Source organism: Flavobacterium artemisiae (assembly GCF_042678225.1).
GTDB classification, from domain to species: Bacteria; Bacteroidota; Bacteroidia; order Flavobacteriales; family Flavobacteriaceae; genus Flavobacterium; species Flavobacterium artemisiae.
Genome location: NZ_JBHUDZ010000007.1, coordinates 79,000 through 92,445, shown reverse-complemented (window position 1 = coordinate 92,445; position 13,446 = coordinate 79,000). Strand labels below are relative to the sequence as shown.

Genomic DNA, 13,446 nt, shown 5'->3' with positions numbered 1-13,446 from the left:
CGCAAAGTTACCACTTTGATTTATTCTTTTAGTGCTCGATAGCAAAACTTTATGTTACAATTAGTAACAAAATAAGCTGAGATATGATCAGCGTTTTCTTTGTCTATTATGCATATAATTTTCGATGGCTTCTTTGGTTGTGTACCAATTTCGACCTTCTTTGTAAGCATCTATTTTGCCAGTTCGAGCTAATAAGCTAACATATTCCTGACCATAAGGTGTTTCTGGCTCACTGACAATATCCGAAATTTTCTGAAAATCATTGTCATAGCCCGGCATAGCGTTAAGATAAATATTCAAAGTTCTTTCTAATGCCTGACACATCAAAAGAGTTAGTTTTTGATAATTACCATTATTAGCTTGGTTTAATGCTTCGTAATATTTTTTACGATCGTTTTTTAGGATAATGGCCGGCGGAAAACCAGAACGCATCAAAATTAAATTCATACTCAAGCGAACAGTTCGGCCATTTCCATCAAAAAATGGATGTATCCACACTAATTTATGGTGGTAAATTGTGGCAAGCTCAATATCGTTAAGGGCCAACGGATTAGTGTTGATAAAATCAATTAATTCATCTAAGTAATCGGAAACCTTGTTTGCATTCGGCGGTATAAAATTAGCGCCAGAAATTCGAACGCCTCCGTTGCGGATTCTTCCAGCAAAATCATCTTCGATAGATCTTAATACCAATCCATGAATCGATAGAATGTCAATACTACGTAATTTATAATCATCATTTACGATTTTGTATAAATAGTCAATTGCTTTATCATGATTGTGTGTTTCAAAATGTTCGCGAAGTGATTTTCCTTTAATGGTAATGCCTTCTTGAATTACCATTTGAGTTTCTTGTAAACTCATTGTATTTCCTTCGATACCGTTAGAATTGTATGTCCATTCTAACGATAAACTTTCACGAATTTTGTTCAAAGCGATATTGGGCAGTGGTCTGCTGTTCTGCAGATTCTGTCTTTTTTGATACAATCTTTCAAAGGTTGATTCAAATTCTGAGCGGTATGTTAAATCAATATTCCACATACGCAAAGATAGGTATTAATATCGGATGAGTTAAATTTTTAACTTATCCGATGTTAAGAGTATTTTTTTCTTTTAATGGAAGTTTTGGGTAAGGTGAAAAAAAAATGAAAGATTTAATTTTGGCTAATATTATTTGCGGTCAAAATTTTATTAAAAACTTCTTCTTTACCGTCTTTTTTCATCTGCTCATAAATCATCTGAATTATTTTTTCAGCATCAGTTCTGTAAGGAGATTTTTGTTGTATGTAAAGGGTATAAGCCTTGCACATGTTTTCTAACCCTTTTTCAGTATCATTCAGATAAAACGCATACATCTGACCGATTCCGTAATAAACTTCTGGATTTTCAGATTGAATCTTTGAAAGTTTCTCATACGTCTTTACTGCTTTTTTATATTGCCTTTTATACTGGTAAGCAACGGCAATATTTTGGAGTGGCATTAATCCATTTGGATCAATTTTTAGAGATTTTTCATAAGACTCGATTGCAAGATCATACTGCTCTAATCTTCTGTAGCAAATTCCCATATTATCGTAAGCAAATGCAAAATTTGGATCAATTTTTACTGCCTTTTTGTAATATTCTATAGCTTCTTTATAGTTTTCTTTTCCTGATTCGTCAATTCCTAATTGATAAAATTTTAATGCTTCTTCGTTTTCAGAAACTGAATTTTTACTTTCTTTATCATTAGTGGCAATTTTTCTTTTCAAAGCGCTGCAATTTTTCATGAGATAGCGCTCTATTTTATAATATGACTCTTTGAACTCCTTTGAATTGGGGTCAAAATTCATATTGATATTTATTTCTTTTTTCCCCTCTGCATTTTCTAGTGCTTTTGATAAATCTAAGTTTGAAAATTTTTCGCCCATTTGATAAGCTCCTACTTTATCACTTATACAGGAATGTATATCTGCAGTAATAGAATCTTTTACTCTGTTTGAAGTTGGAATTGAATCAATGCATTTACAAGCTGCATCTGCAAGTTCCTCCATGATTTTCTGGCTATCAAGTTTAGAGGTATCCTGTGCCTGAACATTTTTAAATCCGGCAAGAAAAATAATGAGAATTAAGTAGTTTTTCATTTTGTTGATTTTTTGGTTTTATTTTTGGGTTATAAAGCACAACCAAATATAGTATATAATCTGTATGAATATATCTATTAATTTAAAACCATGAAAATCTTTATTCAATAGTCATCGAACGCAATTTTGTTCTATAAGCTTCAAGTGCTATAGATTTAGAAATGATGCCGTAATATTTTTCATTTCGTAAAACAGGAAGAAATGCCGATTTCGATTTTTCAAATCTACTCATTACGATTTCCATGCTGTCATAAGAAGAAATTGTGGAAACTGGAGTTTTCATTACGTCATTAATTTGAGTGTATTTTACACGATAAGAGTTGAAAATTATTTCTCTTACATCGTTAAAATGGACAATCCCAACTAGATCTTTTTCATTATTAACAACAGGAAAAACAACCTGATTAGAATGCGAAATAAGATCAACCAATTTGCTTAAATTTTCATCTGGATGCACCGTCAAATAATCACATTGAATGATAGAATCAATATCTAAAGTTGATAAGATATTAGAATCTTTATTGCTGGTAAAAGCATGTCCTTTTTTAGCAAGTCCTTTTACGTCAAGCGAATATTTTTCATAACGTTTAGAAATTGCAAAACTTATAGAAGATACAATCATAAGCGGAATCATAAGTCCGTAACCTCCTGTAATTTCTGCAATTAAGAATATTGCAGTAAGCGGCGCATGAAATAAACCACTCAAAATTCCAGCCATTCCGACCATTGTAAAATTGCTTATCGGCAGTTTTGAAATTCCGATTAGCGTTATAAGTTTAGAAAAGAAATATCCTAAATACGAACCTAAGAATAGAGAAGGAGCAAAATTTCCTCCATTTCCTCCGCTTCCGATAGTTAAACCAGAAGCAAATACTTTTACCATCATCGTGGCACCTACAAAAAGCAGTAAAACCCAATGATTGTTTCTAAAATCGGCAAAAAGTGTGTTGTCTAAAATTTTCCCAGGATCGGATTCTGATAATGTTTTGATGCTTTCATAACCTTCACCAAACAAAGTCGGAAATACAAAAATTAATAAGGCTAAAAGTGATGAACCAATTAATGCTTTCTTGTACGGACCAATTTGCTGTTTGGAAAAATAATGCTCTACTCGCTGAAAATTTCTGGAATAATAAATTGCAACAAGTCCTGTAAGAACTCCTAAAGTAACGTAAAACGGAATATTATGATAATCAAAAGTCTCTTGTTTTTTGAAGCTTAAAAGAATGCTTTCGTCTAAAACAATGGCAGAAACTAAAGCGCCAGTAGCTGCAGAAATCATAATAGGAGTAAAGGCAGAAATACTGACATCTACCAGCAAAACTTCGATAGCAAAAAGAACTCCAGCAATTGGCGCATTAAAAGCCGCCGCAATTCCGGCAGCAACACCGCAGCCAATTAATAAAGTTCGGTCTTTGTATTGTAATTTATAATTTTGAGCAAAATTAGATCCAAATGCGGCACCCGTAATTACAATCGGACTTTCTAAACCTGCGGATCCTCCTAAGCCAACTGTTAACGAACTGGTTACAATTTGAGCATACATCTGCTTTTTCGGGATTATACTCGCTTTTTTTGCAACCGCATATAAGATTTGAGAAGTTCCTTTTTGAATGCTCCCATTAAGAACTTTTTTAACCACAAAAACGGTCAGTACAATTCCGATGATTGGCAGAATACTGTTGATGAAACTTAATTTAAGGATTCCGTTAATGTAAGTGGCAAAAGAAAAAACGCTGTGAGCAAAAGTTTTTAAAACGATTACAGCAAGAGAACAGGATATTCCGATTAAAACGCTTGATAAAAAAATAAACTGCTTTGGAGTCATTAATGATTGTGCCAAGGCAATTATGCTTTCGAGTCTTCTGAAATATTTTTTTAGCATTCTGTCATAAAATTATCGGGTTTACAAAATTAGGTTATAATGTTGTATAAAAAAATAAAATAAGTGAAACTCTTAAAAACCGACAGCTTTGTCATCACCTCTAAAATCGGCACCGCCTTCTAATTTGTTGTCTGGTAAAACCAAAATTGCATCGACTTTTCCGATAATTGGAGTTGGTTTTTCGTTAATTAGATATTTTTTAGCTTTAAGCTTATCTATTGTTTTTGCCTCGAAAGTATTTGGTTCAAAAGTAATTAAATCTGGCAGCCATTGATGATGAAAACGAGGAGCATTTACCGCTTCCTGCATACTGAATTTGTATTCGTAAACATTTAAAATGGTCTGCAAAACGGAAGTAATGATAGTTGAACCGCCGGGAGTTCCCACAACCATAAAAAGTTTTCCGTCTTTTTCTACAATTGTTGGCGTCATAGAACTCAACATTCTTTTTTGCGGCGCAATACTATTGGCTTCATTTCCGACCAAACCAAACATATTTGGAGAACCTGGTTTAGCACTAAAATCATCCATTTCATTGTTTAAAAAGAAACCCAATTCGTCACAGTAATATTTAGAACCGTAACCGTCGTTTAAGGTGGTGGTCGCCGCAATGGCATTTCCAAATTGATCTACTATAGAATAATGTGTCGTTTCTGTACTTTCGTTATAAGTCACTTTTCCTTCTTTTATTTCAGAAGATAAACTTGCTTTTTCAGGATTAAAACTCGACATTCTGTCTCTTAAATAATTTTCGTTTAAAAGCTCTTTTAATGGAATTTTTACAAAATCGGGATCACCTAGAAAATAACTTCTATCGGCATAAGCTCTTCTTTCTGCTTCAACAATTACCTGGATGGCTTCATCTGTATTGTGACCCATTTTAGCTAAATCGTAAGGTTCGAGCATTTTTAAAATTTGTGCCAGACAAATCCCGCCGCTGCTTGGAGGCGCCATCGAAGTAATTTTTAAACCTTTGTAGGTAAATTGTAAAGGCTTTCTCCATTTGGCTTCGTATTTAGCCAAATCTTCCATAGTAATAATACCGCCTTTTTGTTTCAGGTAGTTTACAAGGATTTTTGCTGTTTCTCCTTTATAAAATTCATTTCGTCCTTTTTTCTGAATTCTCTTTAGGGTTTTAGCTAAAGCTAGATATTTTATGGTATCATTTTCTTTGAAATTTCCAGAGAGAAGCGAGTTTTCTCCGTTAATTTTTACAATGCTTTCGTGATAACTTTTTAAACTTTTTTCTTGTTTTTGAGTAACCACAACACCTCTTTCGGCAAGAGCAATAACTGGTTTCAAAATTTCGGACATTTTCATGGTTCCGTATTTTTTGTGAACGGCAAAAACACCTGCAATAGTTCCCGGAACGCCAATTGCTAAAGCCGTTTCGGTACTTTTTCCTTTTATAACATTTCCATTTTCATCCAAAAACATATCTTTTGTGGCTGCCAAAGGTGCTTTTTCACGATAATCTATAGATCCCACTTCGCCATTTGCTTTTCTGTAAACCATAAAACCGCCGCCGCCGATATTTCCTGCGAATGGAAAAGCAACTGCCAAAGCCAATTCTGTACCAACCATAGCATCAAAAGCATTACCGCCTTTTTTCATGATGTCGGCTCCAATTTTAGAAGCTTCTTCGCGGGCCGAAACGACCATTGCTTTTGTAACCACCAAACCGGTTGGGTTTATCTGTGTCTGTTGTGAATAAGCACTTAGATAGAAAAGAGATATAATAAGTGTGATTTTTTTCATAAAAAATGAAACTTTTAAAATGGTTTACATTTATATTTTAAACTTGGATGAAGTGTTTTGTTGAATGAATGTGAATTCGGGAATAATTAAAGAGAAATTAATTTCTCGTTTGCATTTTTCCTTAATTCTTCAAAAAATGATGTGAATTCTGATTCAAATTCGTCGTAGTATTCTTTTAATTCTTCAACAGCAAACTGCATGCGTGACGTGTTTTTTGACCTTCGATCCATTTGCGTTAAAATCTGCTGAATTCCTTCAACAGTTCGATAAGTTAAAAGCCAGTTTCTTTCGATCATATACGGCATCAAACCCTGCGTCTTTTCGGTCAAAATATCATAATTCTGATGCAGCGAATTGTAAAATCGGTTGATAAAATCTTCTAGTTTTTCATCGGAATATTTTGTCCAGTTTTTGGCTAGAAAATGATCGTAAACAATATCGACAATAACGCCGGCATAATGGTGGTATTTATCATGCAATCGCTTGGTGCTTTGTCTAAAAATATCGTGAGAATCGGTATAAGTATCTATAAATCGATGTAAAAGAATACCTTTTTGAACATCTTCTGGAAAATGTGCAAATTGTTTTCCACGGATTCCATCGGCCATAAAATTTCCGATTTTAATCAAATCATTGTCTCCAGAAAGATATATGTGAGCTAGGAAATTCATTTTTTATTTTTAAGCTGCTAAGGTTCTAAGTTGTCGAGAAACGAAGCATATTATTGTAAAAGTATAAAAACTTTTTTAAATGGTTTTGTTATATTAGGGCAAAGTCGCTAAGCCTCTAAGCTTCTGAGTCACTAAGCTACTAAGTTGATTAGAATCTTAGTACCTTAGCGTCTTAGCTGCTTTTTTATTAAAGCTTGGCATCTAAGAATCTCGGCAACTTTTCTATATTTGTAGTAAAATAACCTATACTCACAAAAATGACTTTAATAAAATCTATTTCTGGAATCCGTGGAACGATCGGTGGAAAAGTAGGAGATAATCTAACTCCTGTTGATGCGGTAAAATTTGCATCGGCTTACGGAACTTTCTTAAAAAATAATATTGCTAAAGATAAATTGACTGTTGTAATTGGCCGTGATGCGAGAATTTCTGGACCAATGATTCATAATTTGGTTGTAAATACTTTGATTGGTTTAGGAATCAATGTTATTGATCTAGGTCTTTCTACTACGCCTACTGTAGAAGTTGCTGTTCCGTTAGAAAAAGCAGACGGAGGAATTATTTTAACGGCTTCTCATAATCCAAAGCAATGGAATGCTTTAAAATTATTAAATGCTAAAGGGGAATTTTTAAGCGGTGCAGACGGAGCTAAAATTCTCGAAATTGCAGAAGCTGAAGCTTTTGATTTCTCAGATGTTGACAGCTTAGGCGAGATCATTGCGAATGATGCTTATATGGACATTCATATCGACGAGGTTTTAAATTTACCATTAGTTGATATTGAAGCTGTAAAAGAAGCTAAATTTAAAGTGGTTGTTGATGGTGTAAATTCTTCTGGAGGAATTATCATTCCGAAACTTCTTGAATTAATGGGAGTTGAAGTAATAGAATTGTATTGCGAGCCAAACGGACATTTTCCTCACAATCCAGAACCTCTAAAAGAACATTTAACCGATATTTCGGAATTGGTTGTTAAAGAAAAAGCTGATTTAGGAATCGTGGTTGATCCAGACGTAGATCGTTTGGCTTTTATTTCTGAGGACGGAGAAATGTTTGGTGAAGAATATACTTTGGTTGCTGTTGCTGATTATGTTTTAAGTAAAACACCTGGAAATACAGTTTCAAATATGTCATCTTCTCGCGCTTTGAGAGATGTTACCAATGCACATAACGGAAACTACGAAGCAAGTGCAGTAGGTGAGGTGAATGTGGTTGAATTAATGAAAAAAAATAATGCAGTAATTGGCGGTGAAGGAAACGGCGGAATTATTTACCCAGAATTGCACTACGGACGTGACAGTTTGGTTGGAGTGGCTTTATTTTTGACACATTTGGCAAACAAAAAAATGTCTGTTGCTGCTTTGAGAGCTTCTTATCCAGAATATTATATGAGTAAAAACAAAATCGAATTGACGCCGCAAATTGATGTTGATGCGATTTTGACTCAAATGACGGAGAAGTATAAAAACGAAGATATTTCTACAATCGATGGTGTAAAAATCGATTTTGAAACAGAATGGGTTCACTTAAGAAAATCAAATACAGAACCAATTATTCGTATTTATACAGAAGCGCCTTCACAAGATGCTGCTGATAAATTAGCACTTCGAATTATTGATGAAATAAAAGTGATTGCTGGAATTTAATTTTCAGTTTTAAAATATAAAATGCCTCTGTAAAAGAGGCATTTTTGTTTTGTATATACAGCTGTTTTTTAATTTTTAATAATTTTTGCTGACTTCTTAAACGAACCGTATTGAACTGTTACAATATAAACTCCATTTGAAAGTTTATCTCCAATTTTGATATCTTCATTTGTAAAAAAGGCATCAGAAGAATAAAAGATTGCACCTTTCATGTCTGAAATTTTTAAATGAAGAGGTTCCGTAGTCGAAGATTTTATGTTGAGTACAGATTGTTCTTTAAACGGATTTGGATAAATAGTTAAAGCATCTTTCTCTGAAAAATGATCCTCTACTCCTAAATTTACTGTCTCAACATCAATAAAATTAAAATTCATATCGTCTGATTTGAATTTGATTTTCAAATATACTTCGCCTTTTGGTAAAGTAATTCCGTTTACAATTTTATCTGTATAAGTTTGAGCGCCTCCAGTTGCTGGAAAAGTTTCATCAGTTTTTACGATAACATCATTTACATAAATATCAAACTTACCGGAATTGGTTTGCGAAGCGACTCTGAAAGAAAGTTTATAAGTTCCAGCATTAGCTACACTTAGCATGAATTCATTCCAGTCTCCATTATTGATAGAAGAAACTGTTTGTGTAGTTCCAGAATCAGTTGTTGTTATTAATGTAGTTCCTTTTCGTCGGTAATGTTTGTTGGCAGTAATTCTGCCGGGAATGTTCATTTTTTTATTGGTGTAAGAAACATTTATATATTCTGTTCCGATGGGCTTTAAAACACCGCTTGCAGGACTTAATAATTGTCCTTCCAGCATATCCGTCCATGTGGCAGGAACTCTTCCTGTAAACCAAGAATATCTGTAAATATCAGGATCGTTTTCAAAGCTGTTCAGAATATCTTTCATAAAAGCTATTTTTTGATCTGCTGTCTGAATAACCCTGTTGGCAAATTCGGTTACCCAAATAGGGCGATTGTATTTTTTTAAAAGACTCGTAACACCAATTACAGATCCCGCTGTATTATCGTAGGTATGAAAAGCAATATAATCTACTTTACAGTTTGGGCATAAACGAAAAAACTCGTCGTGCCATTTTAAAGGATCGCTATAACCGCCATAATTGTCGGGGCCGTTGTAGGCAGGAGAAGCACTTATAATTTCTAGATTTTTTGCTGTTGCAATTTTTTCAACATTGATCCAGGCATTTACAGCTTCTTGCGGAGTTAATCTTGCGCCGTCATTAAAATTAGGTTCATTAAAGGCTAGTAAATATTTTGCTCCAGGTTTTATTTTGTTAATAAATGCCTGAACTTCAGCATCGCTGATTTTTCCCCATGCCATAGGAACGTATTCAACTCCGATAGATTCGTAATTAGCGTTGGTTTCGTTTTCGGGCAGAGAACCCCAATTGTACCACCATGAAATTCCGGGTTTAAGAGCCAGTAAGTCAGCTGTAGAATTTTGTCCGTAAGCTATTCCGCGTTTTGGGCTTTGAGCGAAAGCAGCTACTGCAAAAAATAAGTACAGCAATGTAAGAGATAGGTTTTTTTTCATAAGATGATAATTTGATTTGGGTAAATTTTATCAACCTCAAATATATTGTTCTTGCAATTAATAACTTATCAAAAAAAATATTACAAAAACCCATCAAATGTATCTGTAGATAGCCTAAAATGGCTTAAAAGCAAAAAAATCCAAAAAGCAATTAGGTCTTTTTGGATTTTTTTATAGTATTATTTTTCAACTCTGTGTTTCCATCTTTTATGTGTCCACAAATAAAATTCGGGTTGTTCCAAAATTTGCTTTTCGACTTCTTTTAGGTACATTTCTGTGATTTCAAAATCTGGATATTCTTTCGGATCATCAGCAAGAGAAAGGAATGTGGCTTCGTAATAACCTCTTTTTACCTTTTTTACTTTTACCATTATCACTGCCAAATCGTATTTTTTTGCCAGCATTTCAGCGCCTGTGTGTACAGGAACTTCAATTCCTAAAAAAGGCATCGAATGAAAAATTCTGTCCAATTTTGGCGACTGATCGCTTGCAAGACCATAAAGGCTTAATTTTCCTTCACGTTGGTTTTGTGCCATAGTCGGAATTGCTTTTCTGGTTTCGATCATTTCTGTGTTGTATTTTGTTCGAATCTTGCGGACTAATTTATCAAAATAGGGATTTGCCAGTTTTTTGTAAACAGCAACTCCTTGAAAACCTAATTTCGGATTTATAGTCAAAAGCCATTCGTAACTTGCATAGTGCGAAGCAACAAGAATGACGCTTTTTCCTTTTTTAGCATAATCTAGAACCAATTCGATATTGGTTACACGAAATCTTTTTTCCATTTCTTCGGCAGAAATAGTCATGGTTTTAATCATTTCCAAAAACATATCACACATATGTTTGTAGAATTTCCTTTCGATATCTTTTCTTTCAGAATCGCTTAAATGCGGTAAAGTAAGTGCCAAATTCGCACGAACGACTTTTTTACGGTATCCGACAACTCTGTAAATTAAAAAATAAACAAAATCTGAAAACGCATAAAATATTGGAAAAGGAAGTATAGAAATAAGCCATAATAAAGGATAGGCCAAAATATAAACTAAAAACTGCATGTAAATTTTTTTTACAAAGATATTTAAAAAATGCTTTGCGATTGATATTTTGCTTTCTTGCATACTTATGTTTTAGAATGATTATATTTACAATTCACAATAATTATATTTTATGAATCTTTTTTTGGCAGGCATTATCATTGCAAATGTTTTGATTAGTTATAAAGGTTTTAATGATCTTTATTTTTTTAGAAAATACGAATTTCATATCGGAAGTATTCGTTCGGGAGAACAGATGAGAATGCTGTCTTCTGGTTTTCTGCATGTCGATATGATGCATTTATTTTTTAATATGCTGACATTGTGGTTTTTTGCGCCAACCGTTATCAGACATTTAGGAAATTTTTCTTTTCTGCTGATCTATTTTGGAAGTTTAATATTTGGAAGCCTCCTTACGATGATTTTTCATAAAGATGATTACAGTTATAGAGCAGTAGGGGCATCGGGAGCAGTAACCGGTATTTTATATGCTTCAATTTTATTAGAACCTAATAATGACTTATGGTTATATGCTGTTCTTCCTATTCCGGGATATTTATTTGGAATTTTATATCTGCTGTATTCTATTTATGGAATGCGCGCCAAAAATGATAATATTGGACACACAGCACACTTTGGAGGTGCTGTAGGCGGTTATCTAATCACATTAATCAAAGTTCCTTCATTGATTACTGACCAGACATTTATTGTAATACTTCTTGCAGTTCCAATTTTAATACTTTTTGGAATGGCAAAATTAGGAAAATTGTAATGCTGGCATAACTTTTGGAATGCACTTATCAAATAATTAAAATCTAACAAAAATGAAAAAACTAGTATTATTTTTAACAATCATGTTTATGACTATGTCTTACGGCCAGGAAATCAAACAAATTCCGCTGATCAATGTGAACGGCGAAGGAAAAGTAAAAGTAGCCCCTGATCAAGTTTGTATTTCAGCTACGGTTGAAACAAAAGGGAATAATGCTAAAGACGTTAAAAAACAAAACGACGAAAAAATGGACGCTGTTTTAAAATTCATTAAAAAAATGAATGTACCGACAGCAGATTTTAAAACTAAACAAGTTTCTCTTAATCCGCAATACGATTATGAGAAAAAGAAAACAAGTTACAACGCTGTTCAGACTGTAGAAATCGTAGTAAAAGATTTGTCTAAATATGACGAATTGATGGAAGGTTTGGTGCAACAAGGAATTAATCGTATTGACAAAGTTTCTTTCGAATCTTCTAAATTGGCACAATACCAATCTGAAGCTAGAAAATTGGCGATGAAAGATGCTAAAGTAAAAGCAGAAGAATATGTGTCTGTTTTAGGACAGAAAGTAGGTAAGGCTTTTACGATTTCAGACAATTCTCAAGTGTATCACCCACAGCCAATGTATGCTGCTATGAGAATGAAAGAAGCTGATTCTATGGGAGCTTCAAATGAAACTCTTGCTATTGGCGAAATCGAAATTACTGCAAATGTAAGTGTGAGCTTTGTTTTAGAATAAAAACATCAAGATTTCAATCTTTAAAAACCAAATTCCAATTCAATTGGAGTTTGGTTTTTTTATGCTTTAATTTTTGATGAAAACGATAAAACGGTATCCAAATCGTAATCCTATAATTTCAGCAGTCTAATTATGTAATTTTTTTTGTGAGATTACTTTTAGCTTTAATGAATCAAAAAAAGGACAACAAGAAGAGATGATTTAAGTTCGGCTTCATGAAAAGGGGAGTCAGTTGATTTTAATGTTTTCGAATACTTTTTGCTGAAAGCTGATTTGCATGATGTGTTGTCCGGATTTAAAGAAACCCTTTGGTAAGATTTACTAAAGGGTTTTGTTTTATGTTTAAAATGAATTTCGGATAACTAATAAATAACAGTTTTTATTTTACAACAAATCCTGCAGCATTAAGCGCTTCGGTAACTTTAATAATTACTTCAGAGCGGTGTCTTCCATCGGTTATAGACAAATCCGTTTTTACCCAATATCGAACCACAATCTGAACTACAGCACCAGTAATTCCCGCAACTACTGCAGAATTAGAATAACCTTTGTCTTCAATTTCGCTGTCGGTTTTTATAACATCGGTAATAATTTGAATTGCTTTTTTATAATCGGCTCCATATTCCAGACCAATGGTAAAATCTTGAAGCAGAAAACCTTCGCTGTTAAAATTGGTAAGGGTATTTTTTATTAGTAAAGCATTGGGAATATAAATGTTTTTACTGTCGCTTTTAATTTGTGTATCACGAAGATTTAGCGCAACGACTTTTCCTTTTACACCATTACTTTCGATGATATCGCCGACAGAAAAAGGTCTTTTAAAAGCCAATAAAATACCAGCTAGAAAATTTTCTCCAATATCTTTTAATGCAAAACCAATAATAAATGCTGAAATTCCGGCACCTGCGAGAACACTTTGCGCAACGCCTGTGAGTCCGATAACGCGGAACATAAAGAGGAATCCAATGATTATTAATACCACTTTGATAAGGTTGGCAATAAAAGAAGCCAAAAGCGGATCGTCTATATTTCGTTTTAATCTTCGGTCAGAAAACATTTTGACCTTGGCAGCAATAAACCAGGAGAGCAGTATAATTAAAATGGCTAATAATATTTTGGGTGTAATATCTACAAGACCTTGATAATAACCCTCTAGATGTTTGATTATATCTTGAAAAAACTCCTCCATACTTTGAATATTTTTGTAATTAAAAAGCGTTAACTACAAATTTAGCGATAGCACAAGGGAAGTAATTATAGGT

11 protein-coding genes are annotated in these 13,446 nt (G+C 33.5%); 3 read left to right on the top strand and 8 right to left on the bottom strand.

Annotated features, from left to right (window positions below; all coding sequences use genetic code 11):
• Window positions 1–87: 87 nt before the first annotated feature.
• The 5 genes from ACFSC2_RS05645 to ACFSC2_RS05625 all read right to left on the bottom strand — a co-directional run bounded on the left by ACFSC2_RS05645 (window position 88) and on the right by ACFSC2_RS05625 (window position 6,437).
• Complete coding sequence (locus ACFSC2_RS05645) at window positions 88–1,041, bottom strand: Fic family protein (protein ID WP_379816434.1); 954 nt, start codon at window positions 1,039–1,041, stop codon at window positions 88–90.
• A gap of 113 nt (window positions 1,042–1,154) precedes the next feature.
• Window positions 1,155–2,123, bottom strand: coding sequence for a tetratricopeptide repeat protein (locus ACFSC2_RS05640; protein WP_379816433.1), 969 nt, complete (start codon window positions 2,121–2,123; stop codon window positions 1,155–1,157).
• Window positions 2,124–2,223: 100 nt separating this feature from the next.
• The gene (locus tag ACFSC2_RS05635) at window positions 2,224–4,008 is read right to left on the bottom strand and encodes a chloride channel protein (protein WP_379816432.1); all 1,785 of its coding nucleotides are present in this window, start codon (window positions 4,006–4,008) and stop codon (window positions 2,224–2,226) included.
• A 72-nt stretch (window positions 4,009–4,080) separates the two neighbouring features.
• Window positions 4,081–5,766, bottom strand: coding sequence for a gamma-glutamyltransferase (gene ggt / locus ACFSC2_RS05630; RefSeq protein WP_379816431.1), 1,686 nt, complete (start codon window positions 5,764–5,766; stop codon window positions 4,081–4,083).
• A gap of 86 nt (window positions 5,767–5,852) precedes the next feature.
• Window positions 5,853–6,437, bottom strand: a complete 585-nt coding sequence (locus tag ACFSC2_RS05625; RefSeq protein ID WP_379816430.1) for an acyl carrier protein phosphodiesterase — start codon at window positions 6,435–6,437, stop codon at window positions 5,853–5,855.
• A 257-nt stretch (window positions 6,438–6,694) separates the two neighbouring features.
• Here ACFSC2_RS05625 and glmM point away from each other — a divergent pair, with 257 nt between their 5' ends.
• Entirely contained in the window at window positions 6,695–8,083 is a 1,389-nt protein-coding gene (gene glmM, locus ACFSC2_RS05620; protein WP_379816429.1) for a phosphoglucosamine mutase, read from the top strand.
• A gap of 68 nt (window positions 8,084–8,151) precedes the next feature.
• Here glmM and ACFSC2_RS05615 read toward each other — a convergent pair whose 3' ends face one another.
• Both ACFSC2_RS05615 and ACFSC2_RS05610 read right to left on the bottom strand, forming a co-directional pair.
• Window positions 8,152–9,636, bottom strand: a complete 1,485-nt coding sequence (locus tag ACFSC2_RS05615; RefSeq protein ID WP_379816428.1) for a glycosyl hydrolase — start codon at window positions 9,634–9,636, stop codon at window positions 8,152–8,154.
• Window positions 9,637–9,815: 179 nt separating this feature from the next.
• Window positions 9,816–10,691, bottom strand: a complete 876-nt coding sequence (locus ACFSC2_RS05610) for a lysophospholipid acyltransferase family protein (protein WP_379816427.1) — start codon at window positions 10,689–10,691, stop codon at window positions 9,816–9,818.
• A 112-nt stretch (window positions 10,692–10,803) separates the two neighbouring features.
• Here ACFSC2_RS05610 and ACFSC2_RS05605 point away from each other — a divergent pair, with 112 nt between their 5' ends.
• Window positions 10,804–11,442: a rhomboid family intramembrane serine protease gene (locus ACFSC2_RS05605; RefSeq protein WP_379816426.1), complete on the top strand. Its 639-nt coding sequence runs from the start codon at window positions 10,804–10,806 to the stop codon at window positions 11,440–11,442.
• 52 nt (window positions 11,443–11,494) lie between these two features.
• Window positions 11,495–12,184 (top strand): SIMPL domain-containing protein, encoded by a 690-nt coding sequence (locus ACFSC2_RS05600; RefSeq protein WP_379816425.1) that lies wholly within the window; start codon window positions 11,495–11,497, stop codon window positions 12,182–12,184.
• Between the two features lie 379 nt (window positions 12,185–12,563).
• Here ACFSC2_RS05600 and ACFSC2_RS05595 read toward each other — a convergent pair whose 3' ends face one another.
• On the bottom strand, window positions 12,564–13,373 hold the full coding sequence (locus tag ACFSC2_RS05595; RefSeq protein ID WP_379816424.1) for a mechanosensitive ion channel family protein: 810 nt from the start codon (window positions 13,371–13,373) through the stop codon (window positions 12,564–12,566).
• Window positions 13,374–13,446: the final 73 nt, after the last annotated feature.